Below are 13,823 nucleotides of genomic sequence, written 5' to 3'. Positions count from 1 at the left end.
ATCGGGATGACATTGCGGCTCGACAGCCACCGGGCCAACCGGCTCAGCACCGAACTATTGATTCGCCTGGACAGGCGCAACCAGCGCTACCGGCTTGAGCATTCGCTGGTGGATCTGGTGCGCCTGCGTGTGTCGCAGGTCAACGGCTGTCCATATTGCATCGACCTGCATTCGGCGCGGGCGCGCAAGGACGGCGAAATGGCGGCGCGGATCGATATGCTGGAAGTCTGGCGTGAGACGCCGCTGTACACCGACCGTGAGCGGGCGGCGCTGGCGTGGGCCGAGGCGGTGACGGACATCGCCGGCACGCATGTGCCGGATGCCGTCTGGGAGGCGGTACGGCCGTATTTTTCGGAGCGGGAGATCGTGGACCTGACCTTGCTGGTCACGGCGGTCAATAGTCTTAACCGCTTCGGCATCGCGTTTCGCCGGTCTCCCGTCTAGGAGCCGGGAGCCGGGACACTGCCATGCGCGGGGTCTGGAACGGGCATGCCGGCAGGCCCACGCCCGCAGGTCCTGGCCGCCAGCTTATCGGGGCAGCGGCTGCTTGATTGGATCGCCTTCGGCGGCGATGCCAAACACCAGTAGTCTGGCCGGCTTGGTCTTGCTGGCGTTGCGGGTGACGAGATGCCGCGCGCCGGGCGCTTCGTACCAGCTCTGGCCCTTGCCATAGGTCCTTTCGGGCTCGCCGCCGAGTTGCGATACCACGGTACCTTCCAGTACATAGGCAAAGATCGATCCGGGGTGGACATGGGGCTCGGACTCCTGGCCGGGTGCGAATGTCACTGTTGCCAGCAGGACGTTCTTGCCCGCGGCCTCAGGGATCGGCTGTTTCATCAGCGGCTGCACGCTTTCCTCTGACTTACCGGGTTGTCCGTCAGGCGTATGGGCAAGGGCACTGCCCGCGCCCGGCAACGCCAGCACGGCCGACACTACTGTCGCAATCGCCAGGCGGGACACGGCCCGTCCAATCTGCAATCGGCTCATCGTCATTGTCTCCCCTGGCTCAGGCCGGCGTCTTGCGGAACGAGATGGCGAAGCGGTTCCAGCTATTGATCGCGGAGATCAGCAGCGTCAGGTCGACCAGCTCGGCGTCGCTGAAGTGCGGGCGGACGGCTTCCCAGGCGGCGTCGGGCACGTGGTCCTGCGCGACCAACGTGACTGCCTCGGTCCAGGCCAGCGCGGCTTGCTCGCGCGCGGAGAAGAAGGGCGTTTCGCGCCAGACCGACAGGGTGGCCAGGCGGCGGTCGTCTTCGCCGCCCTTGCGCGCGTCGGTGGTGTGCAAGTCGATGCAATAGGCGCAGCCGTTGATTTGCGAAGCCCGCAGGCGCACCAGTTCCACCAGCGGCTGTTCCAGTCCGCTCTTGCCGATGCGTTCCTCCAGCCCGATCAGCGCCTTGATGGTGGCGGGGCTGGCTTTGTAGAAGTCGAGACGTTGTTCCATGGTTTGCTCCTGGTTTGCGCCGCCGGGTTGGCTGCGCGACAGGAACAAGATTAGGACGGCAACTGGTTATAAAAAATAGCCACTTTTTTGTAATTTAAGGTAGCCAGTGATGGCCATCCATCGCCCCGGCCAGTTTTTCCATGCCGGCGTGAATGTCGGCCACGCCGATGCCGCCATAGCCAAACAGGATCCCGGGTGTTGGCCGTTGCCCTGCGTACATGCCGGAGATGCCGTACAGGCCGATGGATGCGGCGGCGGCACGTGCGATCAGCGCCTGCTCATCCTGCTCCGTCTTCAGCCGGGCAACCAGGTGGATGCCGGCGGCCGGCGCGAGCGCCGTGAACCAGCGGCTCAGCGGGCCGTCCAGGTGCGCAAGCAGCGCGGTCCGGCGCGCGGCATATTCCTTGTGCATGCGCCGCAGATGCTTGCCGAAATAGCCGTCGAGCATGAACTTGGCGAGGGCGGTCTGCGTCATGGTGCAGCTATGCCAGTCGCCGACCTGCTTGGCGCGGCGTACCGCTGTGGCCAACGGTGCCGGGGGGATCACGTAGCCAATGCGCAGTTCGGGAAAGATCGTCTTGGAGAAGGTGCCCACGTACGCCACCACGCCGGTCTTGTCCAGGCTCTTGAGCGACTCCATCGGGCGGCCCATGAAGCGGAATTCACCGTCGTAGTCGTCTTCCAGCAGCAGCGCACCGCGGCGTTGCGCCCATTCCAGCAGCGCGACGCGGCGCTCAATGCTCATGGCCATGCCCAGCGGGAACTGGTGCGAGGGCGTGACGTAGACAATGCGTGCGTTGCCGGGCAGGGCGTCCACCACCAGCCCCTCGGCATCGACCGGGACGTGCGCCACCTGCGCGCCGAGCGCGGAAAATGCGATGCGCGCGGGCGGGTAGCCGGGATCTTCCACCGCCACCACATCGCCTGGGCGGATCACGACCCGTGCCATCAGGTCGATCGCCTGCTGCGCGCCTTGCGTCACGATGACGTCCTGCCAGTTGCTGGCCACGGCGCGGCTGAAAGCCAGGTAGCGCGAGACCGCCAGGCGCAGCTCCTGCTCCCCGGCGGGATCCCGGTAGGTGCCGCGTCCGCGGGCCTGCATGCGCAGCGCGTGGCTCACGCAACTGCGCCATTTATCGAAGGGAAACAAGGCCTTGTCTGTGATGCCGCCCACGAAGTCGAACGCGGGCGCCGCGCCGGGCGCCGTCATCGGCAAGGCGTCCGGCAACGTCTCCCAGATCGAGCCGGAGCCGGGACTCGGGGAGACCGGTGCCGGCGCCGGTGCCAGGCGGGTCATCTCGTGCGCCACGAAGGTGCCGTCGCCGGCGCGCGAGCGCAGGTAGCCCTCGGCAATCAACCGCTCGAACACATCGAGCGTGGTCTTGCGCGAGATGCCGAGCTGCGTGGCGAGGTCGCGGGTAGACGGCAGTCTCTCGCCCGGCGCCAGCCGTCCGTCGACGATACCCGCGCGCAACTGGCGATAAAGCTGGCCGGCCAGGCCCTGCCGGCCGTGAATAGTCAAATGGACGTCCATTTGCTGGCTACCTGAGACGGAGAAAAGTTCATTGATTTTAGTAGCCGCTCATGCCATCGGTGAAGGGGCGCTGGAGGGGGGCTTGGCCCGGGCCCTGGCCGCTCAGCCGTCCCGCCCGTCGGCGCGTGGCCTGGTCAGGTAGGGCGTGTATTTCACCAGGTAAAGCAAGAACGCCGCCATCCACAGCGCAGCGGCCCCGGCTATCCAGAACGGCTTGTATTGCGGCAGCAATAGCGGCCCCAGGACGCGGAAGAGGGCAGCCGTGCCGATGCACGCATAAGCCGCTTTCTCCATCTGGCCGGCCTCCAGCTTGCGGCCCGTATGGCCCAGCGCGGTGCGCGTGATCATCCCCAGGATGGCGCAACCGATCGCGCCCACGGTGAGCGCGTGCAAGGCCGTCGAGCGGTCGGCCCAGCCAAGTGCGGCGGCCGCCAGCAAGAGCAGGCCCAGCGGCAGGCAGCCGTAGGCGAGGTGCAGGATGGCGATCAGGGGCTTGCCTGCCGTGCGCCGCGAGCTCCAGCCGCCCAGTCGCACGGCTTGCGCCAGCGCGGCCAGCAGCGCGATCGCGGCGGTGGCCATGCCGCGCGGCGCCAGCGTGCAGGCGGTCATCGCGGCCAGCGTCAGCGCCACAACGCTGCGCTCGATAGCCGCCGAGCGCCGGATGCGTACCCCTGGGACCGTGTTGGCGGTGAACATCGGGATCACGCGCCCGCCGATCACGGTAATGAAGATGACGATCAGCCCGATCCCCGCATCGGCGCTTTGCAGCGCGAGCAGCACGGCGCCGTTGGCCAGCGCCACATGGAACACCGCATTCAGCGCCCACAGCAGGAACAACGCGGCGGCAAGCCCGTAGTTGCGCGTACTGCCGGCGCGAACCAGYACGCGCAGGAAGCTGGCCGCGCAAAGCAGCAGGAAGGCCAGGTCCAGCCCCGCCGCAACGGCTGCCGGCCCGGTCCACATCAGCACGCGCGCCGCTAGCCAGACGGCAGCGAGGCAGGCCAGCAAGCCGCCCTGCGGTGTTTGCAGGCCTGTCCAGTTCTTGCCGGCAGTGAACAGGAAGCCGACCACGATCGCGGCGGCAAAGCCGAACACCATCTCGTGCGCGTGCCACAGCATGCCGCCCATGGCCGGCTGCGCACCGGCATGGGGCCACCAGCCCAGGTAGATCGCGGTCCAGACGCCAACGGCCACCACGGCAAAGGCGGCCGCCAGCAGGTAGAACGGCCGGAACGCCAGCGCAAGGACGGGATGGCCGTGATAGCGCGTGGTGGCGTGGCTTGCCGGTGGCTGGTTTTGCGCAAGGGGCAGCATGGTTCGGCTCTCAATGTGTCGGGTGGAATTCGGGATGCGGCAGCCGCCAAGGCGGTGTCGCAGCGGCCTCGCTTGCCAACCGGCGTTACCGGTGTTACCGGCGCTTCATATCGTGCGGCGCAGCAACCTGATAACGATTCTATAAAACAAGCATTTTAAATGCAACATAAAGACCGATGGCGAGGCTCGGATCCGGCATGACAATTTGCCGCTATGCCGATAGCGACCGGGCGCTGGCGGAGCCCGTGCTTGGCAATCTGGAACGTATGCGCGCGCTGCGCTCTGATCCTGTGTCCTTCGATCCCGCGGCGGCAGAGCGGACCTTCAGCTTTTTCATCATCGCTGCGGGCGTGGCGCAGATGTTGCCGCCCATCATCTACCACCTGGCGGGCGCGGTCGGAATGCCTTGCCGCAACGYGGGCGGCACCAGCGTCAAGGTGTCCACGGTGGTGGTGTAGCCCGAGCGAATGAAGAACACCACTGCAAAACCGGCGAAGGCCAGGGTAGCAGCACGCGCATCGGGGCACGGCATGATTTTGCCCGGCACCGGCGCAAGGAAATTGTCGCGCGCTTTTAAATAATTAAAAATGATGCGCTCAGGCGGCCGAGAATTTGCCGAGCAGGCGGATGAACTCGTCGAACTCGCTCTTGGTGAAATCCTTCAGGCGCGCATTCAGCACCTCGGGGGCGATCTCCGGGATCTGTTCGGCAACGCCATGGCCCTTGGCGGTCAGCTCCAGGTTGACCACGCGGCGGTCGTCCACGCTGCGCGAGCGGGTCAGCAGGCCCTTGTGCTCCAGCTTGTCGAGCATGCGGGTCATCAGGCCGGTGTCGATCACCAGCAGCTTGCTGAGTTCGAACGGGGTGGTGGCGACGCCTCGGGACAGCGACAGCAGGATGCCCATCTGCTGGGCGGTGATATCCAGTTCCTTGAGGGCGGCGTCCATTTCCATCAGCACAAGGTTGCGGGCCTTGTTGAGGAAGAACCCCACGCTCTGCGTGAGGCGAAAGTTCTCTCTGGTGTAGTGCTTCATGGGCGCCTCCTGTTTGCTGGATGGATGTTATTTGATAAGTCAGATAAATTCAAGGTCAGAATCTACGGATTTTCAGTGAGCCGCCGGGGCGGGAGTGAGGGCGAGGAACGGGCCGCTTCCGGTAGCTAGCCACCCAGTCCGCGGTTCRCAAAATACCGGGCCGGCGAGTCGCCAAAAGCACGGCGGAACATGGCGATGAAGTTGCTCGGCGTGGCGTAGCCCAGGGTCTCGGCCACAGCGGCCACGGCTTCGCCGCGTGCGAGCCGTTCCAGCGCCAGGGTCAGGCGAGCCTGCTGGCGCCAATGGGCAAAGCTCAGGCCAGTCTCTCCAAGGAACAGGCGGGATAGCGTACGCGGCGACATGCCCGCCCAGTCTGCCCACTCCACCAGGCTGCGATGGTCATCCGGGCATCCCAGGATGGYATTGCTGATCCGCAGCGCGCGCCGGTCGGTTGGCAAGGGCAGATGCAGGGGCTCGCGCGGCGCCTGCCGGATCTCGTCGAGCAGTACCGCGGCAATGCGCTCCTGCGCAGGATCCGGCGCGAAAGGCGAGGGCCAGGACGCAGCACGGCTGATCAGCGCGCGCATCAGTTCGCTGGTTCCCAATACGCAAGGCAGGCGCGGCAGGTCCTGCGCCGCGGAGGGGGCAATCCACACGTTCCAGCCGCCCAGCACGCCGCTGATGGTGACGCGATGCGTCTCGCCCGGCGGCATCCAGCCAGCGCGCTGGGCGGGCAGCAGCCAGGAGCCGTGGCGGGTGCGGACATGCACCAGGCCGTTGTCGATGCAGAACAACTGGCCGCGCACGTGGCTATGCCAGTCCAGCTCACGCGTGCCAAGCCGGAATTCGTTGTCGGTCCTGTCGGCACCGCGCATGGCGATCAGGGCAGGGCCGCCCGCTTGCTCGCTCGAGTCGGCAAAGGAGGCGAGCAGGGTCTGGGTTTCCGCCTGCAGGGACGCGTCGTCAGCGTTAGGGACCGCAGGATGGGCTGGGCGGGAAGGCATGGCCGGAATTCAATATTTTTAGGCGTGATAACGTTATCGAGTCTACCCGCTTCCACTGGATACTGCATGCGAGGCGCCTTATTCAACGCGTCAACTTTTACCCGCAGCGCAGGAGAGCGACATGCAAGCACAGGCTTCCAGCTTCCACATCTACGACGTATCGAACTTCCCCCTCGTGGTCGGCCGCGCCGAAGCCATGCTGCCAGGCTACGCCGCCCGGTGGCGCGACGAGATGACGGCCCTGGTCGGGCAGGACCGGGTCTTTGTGCTGATCCATGCCGCGCGGGGCGAAGAAGCGCACGAGGACCGCAAGCAACGCGCGCTATGGCTCAAACAGCACAAGGCGCCACTCGGGAGAAGCTGCAGGGCGCTGATCCATATCGAACCCGACCCGGACAAGCGGGCGGCAATGGCCGAGCAGGCGCAGATGGCGGTCAAGGCCTTTGGCGTGCCCGTGGCGATGGCCGCCACCATGGCGGAAGCGCTGGCGCTGGGCAACGATGCCCTGGCTGCCACGACCACGGCGAATGCGGTTGCCGGAGTGCAAGATGGCCCCGCGCGCTGAACGCCGGGCGGGCGCTGTGGCGGCGCAGCGCGCCTTGATGGCGAGGCCCATGCACATCACCATCGTCGGCGCCGGCCTGGGCGGCTTGTGCCTGGCGCAAGGGCTCAGGAGGCATGGCATCGCCTTCGATGTCTACGAGCGCGATGCGGCACTGGCCAGCCGCACGCAGGGCTACCGCATCCGCATCGATCATCGGGGCCAGCAAGCCTTGAAGGCCTGCTTGCCGGCAGACCTTTTCGCCTTGTTCAAGGCAACCGGCGCGATGCCCGTGGAGGGCGTCAATGTGGTTGACACAGGGCTCGATGCCGTGACCGGAATGTGGGTGGAGTCGTGGCGGCGGGCCGGGAACGAAGGCGCTGGAAATGTTGAAGAGGACGACCTGAGCGTGAACCGCCAGACGCTGCGCGAAGTCCTGCTGTGCGGCATCGAGGACCGTGTGCATTTCGGCAAGGCGTGCGTGCGTTACCGGGAGTGCGAAGACGGGCGCGTGGCCGCCGTGTTTGCGGATGGTTCATCCGCCGTCTCGGACGTGCTGGTGGCGGCGGATGGCGTCAATTCCCAGGTGCGCCGGCGCCGTTTGCCGGGCGCCACCCCGGCGGATACCGGGTGCGCCTGCCTCTATGGCAAGACTTGCCCGACGCCTGCCGCGCTGGCGCGGATCTCCGGCGTGCTGCGGGACAGGACTTCTATCGTCTTCGGCGATGGCCTCGCGGTCATCATCGATCCGATGCGGTTCCGGCCGCAGTCCACGGGCTACCGCCTGGGCGAGTGCGAGGACTATCTCTACTGGGCCATCGTCGGCGCCCGCGAGAGCCTTGGCATCGGCTGGGAGGGTGGCGATGCGTTGCGCCAGGACGAACTCGCCGCGCGCATCGAGCGCGTCACGGCAGACTGGCACAGCGGGCTGCGGGCGCTGTTCCAGCTGGGCGATCGCGCCTCGCTGGCCATGCTGCCCGTCAGGACGGCAGACGTGCCGCCGGCCTGGCCGACCAATGCGGTCACGGTGCTGGGGGATGCCATCCATGCGATGAGTCCCGCAGGTGGCCTGGGGGCGAATGCGGCGCTGCACGATGCCTACCTGCTGGCGCGGCAACTGGGCGAGGCCGCCGCCGGCCACTGTTCGCTGCGCGCGGCCATCGGCAGTTACGAAACCGCCATGCGGGAACACAGTTCGCACGCCATCCTGGCTTCGCAGCGCGGTACGGAAATCTTGCTTGGCTACGGGGGCCGGCCCCATGCGCCCAAGCGCGTCCTGGCTGGCTAGGCGCCACGGCTTGCGGGGCGGCAATCGGAATCGTGCCGACGCCGTTCCTGCATGGTGACGCCGACCAGATCGTGCCGATCGGGGCGGCGGCCATGCTGGCCTCCAGGCTGGTCAGAAACGCGACGCTGAAGGTCTGCCCGGGCGCATCGCATGGGATGTGCGCGGTCAACGCAGAGCAGGTCAATGCAGACTTGCTTGCCTTTTTGCAGGGGTTGCACGGATGAAGCCGCGACAGGCATAAGTGCAGGCCGCGCGGCTAGGGGAGGAGGCCGCGCGGGTTCGCTGCGGTAGGCGCGCCATGGTGGATATGCGTTGCCGCTTGCGGAGCGGCAACGCGGATGCCAATTACTTGGAAGACTTCGCGCCGTCCGTATAGGGGTCGGCCTTGCCGGCCTTCGCGCCGTCCGTATAGGGATCGGCCTTGCCAGCCTTGGCACCGTCGGTGTACGGGTCGGGCTTGGCCTGGTTGGCATTCAGGTCCATCTGGGTGGATTGCTTGGCGCCATCCGTGTATGGATCGAACTTGCCGGATTTCGCGCCGTCCGTATAGGGGTCGGCCTTGCCTGCCTTGGCGCCGTCGGTGTACGGGTCGAACTTCTTTTGCTGGGCATAGCTCAAGCCTGAAGCCGTCGCGGCGGCGATAAGTAACGTCATCGTGAGGACTTTGCGCATCTCTTGCTCCGGTGGTAGCGAGGACCCTGTACTGCATCCCGCAAATATCATCGTAGGAGTGATTTCATGCTGCCTGAAGTAAAACGTTGTAAATCCTTGTTGCTGGCATTTCGGCGATTCCCTTTTGGGCCGGAGGGTGCGGGCACACGTTGATGGACGTGCAAATCCTGCTCGACCAGAAAGAACGAAGGCTTCCAAAGCGTACCGATTCGATTCCGCCCCAGCGCGGATCCTCAAAGTGAATGGAGAACATCATGACCTCGAACCTCTTCGCCAAGACCCTGATCACCGCCGCCGCCCTTGCCGCCGCCTTCGTTGCCGGCACCGCGCAGGCCTCGGGCCCGAAGGACAGCAGCTTCGCCGGCGACAAGTACGGCTATGTGTTCCGCAGCGCCACGCCCGACGCGTTCACCGACGGCGCGCGTAGCGGCAAGGCCGACCCGTTCACCGACGGCGCCCGCGTAGGCAAGGCTGACCCGTACACCGACGGCGCCCGTATCGTCGCCGGCCTGGACCGCACCGGTGTGTCGGCTTCCCCGGCCCGCAGCGTGGATGGCTATACCGATGGCGCCCGCAGCGGCAAGTTCGACCCGTTCACCGAAGGTGCCCGCGTCGGCAAGGCTGATCCGTACACCGACGGCGCCCGTATCGTCGCCGGCCTGGACCGTACCGGCGTGTCGGCTTCCCCGGCCCGCAGCGTGGATGCCTATACCGATGGCGCCCGTAGCGGCAAGTTCGACCCGTTCACCGAAGGTGCCCGTGTCGGCAAGTTCGACCCGTACACCGACGGCGCCCGCATCGTCGCTGGCCTGGACCGTACCGGCGTGTCGGCTTCCCCGGCCCGTAGCGTCGATGCCTACACGGATGGCGCCCGTACCGGCAAGTTCGATGTATTCACCGAAGGCGCCAACGCCTGAACGCGATGCCGTGAAGTGAATCAACCTGTCAGCCAATGAGTCTGGTGGTGCATGCAAAGAGCCGGTAGCACCGGCTTTTTGCCATTGATACCGGGAACAACCTCCGGCCAGGGCACCGCCAACGCTTCCCGAGGGTCCGCCGAAAGGTGGATGTATGCCATATGACCACCCAATCCGTACGCGAACAACTGCTTGAGCACACCCTGGTGCTGGTGCGGCAGCGGGGCTTCAATGGCTTCAGCTATCGGGACCTCGCCGAGAAGGTGGGGGTCAAGACCTCCAGCATCCATTACTACTTCCCCTCCAAGGAGGACCTGCTGACGGCGGCGGTGACGGAATACAGCGCGCGCATCTCCGGGTATGTGCGCGACATCGACACCAGCCTGCCCGTGGCCGAACAGGCTCGCGCGTATCTGAGGCCCTGGCAAGCTACGGCGGGCGGTGACGCGATCTGCCTGGTCGGCATGCTTTCCACGGAAACCTTGCTGCTGCCCGAGGCGGTGCATCGCATCCTCAAGGATTTCTATCGGCTGAATGAAAGCTGGCTCACCCGCTTGCTCGAAAGCGTGCCGCGGAACGGGCGGGCTACGCAGAGCCATGCCATGCCATTGCCTCCTCAGTCGATGGCGCAAGCGGTCTTCGGCGCCCTGCAGAACGGGCTGGTGGTGGCGCGCCTGTTCGGCGCCCCCCAGCGTATCGAAGCCGCGTCGGATCTGCTGATGGCGTCCGTTGCCGCCTAAGCGGTCAGTTGGCGCCGCCGGTTCAGCCAGAGCGGCACGGCACCGGCGGCGATGCCGCCCAGGGCAACCACGCGCGTGGCCAGGTCGAAACTCGGGATGCTGTAAAGCGCGATAAACCACAGGAACGCTGCGCTGCCGGCCGGCCAGAGCACCCGCAACAACAGCCTGGCCGGCGTGCGTGCGGCATGGTGCAGGGAGTGCCAGGCGCAGGCGAATCCTGCCAGTCCGTAATAGAATGCCACCTGGAAGCCGATGGCGTTGACCGAGTCCTGGATGATCTGGCCCACGCTGCTGAAGCCCGCGGACAGGGCCAGCAACAGCAAGCCGAACGATGCAATCGCGGTTGTCGCCACCCACGGCGTGCGCCAGGTGCGATGCAATGCGGCATAGCGCGGGTGCAGCAAGCCATCGCGGCCTTTGGCGTAAAGGGTGCGGGTGAACTGCAGGATCGAGGTTTCCAGCGTACCCACGGTGCTGAGCATGACGGCCAGTACGGCCAGGTAGTCCCACGGGCGCGGCAAGAGCCGGGCGGCGAGGGCGAACACGGTATTGGTGCCGGCACGGCGAATCTCCTCGTCGCTCAGCACCGCCAGGCTGGCGACGACGAAGGCCAGGAACAGCGCAAGGACGATGAGCATGGAAAGCACGGCCCCGTGTCCGGGCGCGTGTTCGGGATCGCGTGTTTCCTCTGTCAGGTTGGCCGTCACGTCCCAGCCCCAGAAGAAGAACAGCGCCACCAGCGCGCCGTTGGCAAACAGTTGCGGCGTAAAGCCGGTTGGCGATAACCATGACAGCGAGATCGGATGCGCAAGCGGCAACGGCGCCCGCAGCAGGGCTGCGAGCACGATTGCCGCCAGCACACCCACCTCGGCCAGCGTCATCGCCACCTGGGTATAGCTGGTCAGCTTGATGCCCTTGATCACGACGGCGCTTACCGCCAGCAGCCAGCCCGCTGCGACCAGCGTGACCACGGGCGGACGTTCGGCCAGCGCCGGATCGAACAGCAGCAAGGTGGCGGTCGCGGCGGGAATGGTGCCCGACACCATGAATACCGCCGAGGCCACCAGCAGCGTCCAGCCCGCGAAGAAACCCAGCACGGGATGAAAGATCTCGGACACCCAGGTATAGCAGGCGCCAGCGTTGGGATGCAGCTTGTTCAGTTGCTGGTAGGACAGCGTCACGCCGAACATGATCAGCCCGCAGTACAGCAAGCTGGCCGGCGCCAGGACCCCCACCGTGGCGACCAGGGTGGCCGTGGTTGCCGCCAGGCTGAAGGCGGGTGCCGTGCCCGCCACGCCCATCACCACGGATTCGCCCAGCCCGAGCGCGCCTGCATCCAGCTTTGCCGGTGAGTCCCGGTCCATGGTGGTGCTCCCGGTGCGGCCGGCTTGCCGGGGGCGGCAGGCCGGCTGGCCAATCATCGCAATGAGCGCGCTACCCGCGCCACGGCGCGTGCCGGCGTGCATTAGCCAACTATACTGCCTGCCCCCGCGCTTTCAACGGATTCCGCCGCCACGGGCGGCATCGGCCAGCGTCCAGGTTGCAAGGTTCAAGGACATTGCCGCAACTCCCCGGCCAGCCAGTCGATGACCGGCCGGAACCGTGAAGCGCCGCGAAATTCCTGCGGATAGGCCAGCCAGATCTCCCGCACCACCTCCGGCACCTCGCGCACCATCGTGAGCCGCGCATCGTCGCGCGCCAGATAATGCGGCAGCAGGCCGATACCTAGGCCGGTGCGGATTGCCTCATGCACCGCCAGCAGATTGTTCGACTGGAAACCCTTGCGCGCTGCCAGCGCCCGCGTCCATTCGGCTTCCGGCAGGGCCAGGCCTTCGTCCAGCAGGCCGCACAGCGGCGCGGCAGCGAGATCCTGCTCGCTCCAGGCGCCGGCACCGGCTGGCCGTGCCGGGGCATAGAGGCCGAAGCTCATGCTGCCGGCGCGCTGCGCGATCACGTCGCTTTCCTGCGGCCGCGCCAGACGCACCGCGATGTGGGCGCGGCGCCGGGCCAGGCTGGCGATACGATTGTCCGTTTCCAGCCGGACTTCCAGTTGCGGGTGCGCGCAATAGAGCGCGAACATGCGCGGCGTCAGGAAGTTGCTGCCGAGCGTCGCGGTGCAGGCAATGCCGACTACGCCGGAAACGCCGCCGCCGGCGTCCTCCACTTCGCGTAGCAGGCGTTCGGCCGAGTTCTCCATCTGCTGCGCCGCGGCCAGTGCCGCGCGGCCGGCGGCGGACAGCGCGAAGGCGCCATCGGTGCGCGTCGCCACGGGCTTGCCGAGCGCGGTCTCCAGCCGGCGGATGCGGCGGATGGCGGTGGCGTGCGTGACCTCCAGTTCGCGGGCGCAGGCCGAATAATTGCCAGTCCGGATCAGCGTGGACAGGGTCAGCAGGTCATCCCAGTGCAGTGAGCGTTTTTGCACAATGGTTGTGAGGCAATTGAGAATTGGCGAACAGGATAGCGCGGCTTATCATCGCTTGCATGGTTGCCGCCACCGTGGCGCCTGCCTGTACCCGATCCATACCCGTTCAGTACCGGCTCACATACCGACTTCGAAAGGAATCACGATGGCCGCACCCTTCACCTTGCTCGACCTCGCCGGCGCCAGCCGCGCTCCTTCGGCCTGGGAGGCAGCCACCCTGGTCTTGATCGACCACCAGCGCGAATACGTGGACGGCAAGCTGCCGCTGACAGGCATGCCGGCGGCCATCGCGGCGTGCGGCGAACTGCTGGCGCTGGCGCGCCGCCACGGCAGCCCGGTGGTGCACGTGGTGCATCACGGCCGGGCCGGCGGCGGCGCCTTCGATCCGGAAGGACCCTACGCGGCCATCGTCGCGGGGCTGGAGCCGCAGGCCGGTGAACATACCGTGGTCAAGGGCCTGCCAAATAGTTTTGCCGGTACGACCCTGGCGGTGTTGCTGGAAAAACTTGGCCGCAAGGAGCTGATCGTGGCGGGGTTCCAGACCCATATGTGCGTGAGCGCAACGGTGCGGTCCGCACTCGATCATGGTTATCGCAGCACCGTGGTGGCCTCGGCCTGCGCCACGCGGGACCTGCCGGACCCGCTGGGCGGAGCGCCCCTCGCGGCGGCGGAAATCCACCGTGGCTCGCTGGCCGCGCTGCATGACCGCTTTGCCACGGTCGTGGCCAGCGCCGCTGCCTGGCGTTGAGCGGTGGGGCGGGCTGCGCGTTAGCGGAAGTCGAAGGAAAAGATGGCATGGCGCGGGCGCGTGGCGAGTGCCGCGCAGACCCCATTACAGGCGGGTGCACATCGGGTAATGCGTGCGCGGGCTATGGCCCTGGTGCATACTACGGCCTCGCCGCAAGCCGGCGAA

The 13,823-nt window shown here is 66.5% G+C and carries 16 protein-coding genes and 1 pseudogene; 8 read left to right on the top strand and 9 right to left on the bottom strand.

Features of this window, described 5'->3' with window-relative positions; genetic code table 11:
* Positions 1-6: 6 nt before the first annotated feature.
* A complete protein-coding gene (locus AC1DN0_RS25790) occupies positions 7-444 on the top strand; it encodes a carboxymuconolactone decarboxylase family protein (RefSeq protein ID WP_441634074.1) in 438 nt (145 codons plus the stop codon).
* Positions 445-528: 84 nt separating this feature from the next.
* Here the strand turns inward: AC1DN0_RS25790 and AC1DN0_RS25785 are convergent, their stop codons facing one another.
* The 4 genes from AC1DN0_RS25785 to AC1DN0_RS25770 form a co-directional block, all read right to left on the bottom strand.
* The gene (locus AC1DN0_RS25785; RefSeq protein ID WP_477111199.1) at positions 529-987 is read right to left on the bottom strand and encodes a cupin domain-containing protein; all 459 of its coding nucleotides are present in this window, start codon (positions 985-987) and stop codon (positions 529-531) included.
* Between the two features lie 19 nt (positions 988-1,006).
* Complete coding sequence (locus AC1DN0_RS25780) at positions 1,007-1,444, bottom strand: carboxymuconolactone decarboxylase family protein (RefSeq protein ID WP_035871037.1); 438 nt, start codon at positions 1,442-1,444, stop codon at positions 1,007-1,009.
* Between the two features lie 94 nt (positions 1,445-1,538).
* Positions 1,539-2,978 carry a MocR-like pyridoxine biosynthesis transcription factor PdxR gene (gene pdxR / locus AC1DN0_RS25775; RefSeq protein ID WP_477111200.1) on the bottom strand — a complete coding sequence of 480 codons (1,440 nt, stop codon included), beginning with the start codon at positions 2,976-2,978 and terminating at the stop codon, positions 1,539-1,541.
* A 102-nt stretch (positions 2,979-3,080) separates the two neighbouring features.
* Positions 3,081-4,292: an NnrS family protein gene (locus tag AC1DN0_RS25770; protein WP_477111201.1), complete on the bottom strand. Its 1,212-nt coding sequence runs from the start codon at positions 4,290-4,292 to the stop codon at positions 3,081-3,083.
* 197 nt (positions 4,293-4,489) lie between these two features.
* On the opposite strand from AC1DN0_RS25770, the gene AC1DN0_RS25765 reads away from it, so the two are divergent.
* Complete coding sequence (locus tag AC1DN0_RS25765; RefSeq protein WP_477146107.1) at positions 4,490-4,750, top strand: hypothetical protein; 261 nt, start codon at positions 4,490-4,492, stop codon at positions 4,748-4,750.
* A gap of 138 nt (positions 4,751-4,888) precedes the next feature.
* Here AC1DN0_RS25765 and AC1DN0_RS25760 read toward each other — a convergent pair whose 3' ends face one another.
* Positions 4,889-5,326: a MarR family winged helix-turn-helix transcriptional regulator gene (locus AC1DN0_RS25760; RefSeq protein ID WP_441634063.1), complete on the bottom strand. Its 438-nt coding sequence runs from the start codon at positions 5,324-5,326 to the stop codon at positions 4,889-4,891.
* A gap of 125 nt (positions 5,327-5,451) precedes the next feature.
* The gene (locus AC1DN0_RS25755) at positions 5,452-6,330 is read right to left on the bottom strand and encodes an AraC family transcriptional regulator (protein ID WP_477146106.1); all 879 of its coding nucleotides are present in this window, start codon (positions 6,328-6,330) and stop codon (positions 5,452-5,454) included.
* A 121-nt stretch (positions 6,331-6,451) separates the two neighbouring features.
* Here AC1DN0_RS25755 and AC1DN0_RS25750 point away from each other — a divergent pair, with 121 nt between their 5' ends.
* From AC1DN0_RS25750 to AC1DN0_RS25740, 3 genes and pseudogenes are all read left to right on the top strand, one after another.
* Positions 6,452-6,895: a hypothetical protein gene (locus AC1DN0_RS25750; RefSeq protein WP_477111204.1), complete on the top strand. Its 444-nt coding sequence runs from the start codon at positions 6,452-6,454 to the stop codon at positions 6,893-6,895.
* A 49-nt stretch (positions 6,896-6,944) separates the two neighbouring features.
* Entirely contained in the window at positions 6,945-8,159 is a 1,215-nt protein-coding gene (locus AC1DN0_RS25745) for an FAD-dependent oxidoreductase (RefSeq protein WP_477111205.1), read from the top strand.
* A gap of 32 nt (positions 8,160-8,191) precedes the next feature.
* A pseudogene (locus tag AC1DN0_RS25740) lies at positions 8,192-8,383 on the top strand (alpha/beta fold hydrolase); the annotation flags it as partial.
* 121 nt (positions 8,384-8,504) lie between these two features.
* Here the strand turns inward: AC1DN0_RS25740 and AC1DN0_RS25735 are convergent.
* Positions 8,505-8,831 (bottom strand): hypothetical protein, encoded by a 327-nt coding sequence (locus tag AC1DN0_RS25735; RefSeq protein ID WP_441634055.1) that lies wholly within the window; start codon positions 8,829-8,831, stop codon positions 8,505-8,507.
* 254 nt (positions 8,832-9,085) lie between these two features.
* Between AC1DN0_RS25735 and AC1DN0_RS25730 the strand changes: the two genes are divergently transcribed.
* Together AC1DN0_RS25730 and AC1DN0_RS25725 are read left to right on the top strand one after the other, a co-directional pair.
* On the top strand, positions 9,086-9,748 hold the full coding sequence (locus AC1DN0_RS25730) for a copper resistance protein CopQ (protein ID WP_477146105.1): 663 nt from the start codon (positions 9,086-9,088) through the stop codon (positions 9,746-9,748).
* A gap of 161 nt (positions 9,749-9,909) precedes the next feature.
* A complete protein-coding gene (locus AC1DN0_RS25725; RefSeq protein WP_441627534.1) occupies positions 9,910-10,488 on the top strand; it encodes a TetR/AcrR family transcriptional regulator in 579 nt (192 codons plus the stop codon).
* On the opposite strand, the gene AC1DN0_RS25720 is transcribed toward AC1DN0_RS25725, so the two are convergent.
* Positions 10,485-11,852 carry an APC family permease gene (locus AC1DN0_RS25720; RefSeq protein WP_441627532.1) on the bottom strand — a complete coding sequence of 456 codons (1,368 nt, stop codon included), beginning with the start codon at positions 11,850-11,852 and terminating at the stop codon, positions 10,485-10,487. The genes AC1DN0_RS25725 and AC1DN0_RS25720 overlap by 4 nt on opposite strands.
* Before the next feature lie 185 nt (positions 11,853-12,037).
* Positions 12,038-12,910 (bottom strand): LysR family transcriptional regulator, encoded by an 873-nt coding sequence (locus AC1DN0_RS25715; protein WP_441627530.1) that lies wholly within the window; start codon positions 12,908-12,910, stop codon positions 12,038-12,040.
* Between the two features lie 145 nt (positions 12,911-13,055).
* Between AC1DN0_RS25715 and AC1DN0_RS25710 the strand changes: the two genes are divergently transcribed.
* Complete coding sequence (locus AC1DN0_RS25710; protein ID WP_441627528.1) at positions 13,056-13,658, top strand: cysteine hydrolase family protein; 603 nt, start codon at positions 13,056-13,058, stop codon at positions 13,656-13,658.
* Positions 13,659-13,823 lie beyond the last annotated feature (165 nt).

Source organism: Cupriavidus sp. 05N39 (assembly GCF_056397325.1).
This window is presented reverse-complemented; position numbering and strand designations above follow the sequence as displayed.

Coding starts and splice junctions, on each gene's coding strand:
- AC1DN0_RS25790 (WP_441634074.1), top strand. CDS start 7: ATGACATTGCGGCTCGACAGCCACCGGGCCAACCGGCTCAGCACCGAA.
- AC1DN0_RS25785 (WP_477111199.1), bottom strand. CDS start 987: ATGAGCCGATTGCAGATTGGACGGGCCGTGTCCCGCCTGGCGATTGCG.
- AC1DN0_RS25780 (WP_035871037.1), bottom strand. CDS start 1,444: ATGGAACAACGTCTCGACTTCTACAAAGCCAGCCCCGCCACCATCAAG.
- pdxR (WP_477111200.1), bottom strand. CDS start 2,978: ATGGACGTCCATTTGACTATTCACGGCCGGCAGGGCCTGGCCGGCCAG.
- AC1DN0_RS25760 (WP_441634063.1), bottom strand. CDS start 5,326: ATGAAGCACTACACCAGAGAGAACTTTCGCCTCACGCAGAGCGTGGGG.
- AC1DN0_RS25750 (WP_477111204.1), top strand. CDS start 6,452: ATGCAAGCACAGGCTTCCAGCTTCCACATCTACGACGTATCGAACTTC.
- AC1DN0_RS25745 (WP_477111205.1), top strand. CDS start 6,945: ATGCACATCACCATCGTCGGCGCCGGCCTGGGCGGCTTGTGCCTGGCG.
- AC1DN0_RS25735 (WP_441634055.1), bottom strand. CDS start 8,831: ATGCGCAAAGTCCTCACGATGACGTTACTTATCGCCGCCGCGACGGCT.
- AC1DN0_RS25730 (WP_477146105.1), top strand. CDS start 9,086: ATGACCTCGAACCTCTTCGCCAAGACCCTGATCACCGCCGCCGCCCTT.
- AC1DN0_RS25725 (WP_441627534.1), top strand. CDS start 9,910: ATGACCACCCAATCCGTACGCGAACAACTGCTTGAGCACACCCTGGTG.
- AC1DN0_RS25720 (WP_441627532.1), bottom strand. CDS start 11,852: ATGGACCGGGACTCACCGGCAAAGCTGGATGCAGGCGCGCTCGGGCTG.
- AC1DN0_RS25710 (WP_441627528.1), top strand. CDS start 13,056: ATGGCCGCACCCTTCACCTTGCTCGACCTCGCCGGCGCCAGCCGCGCT.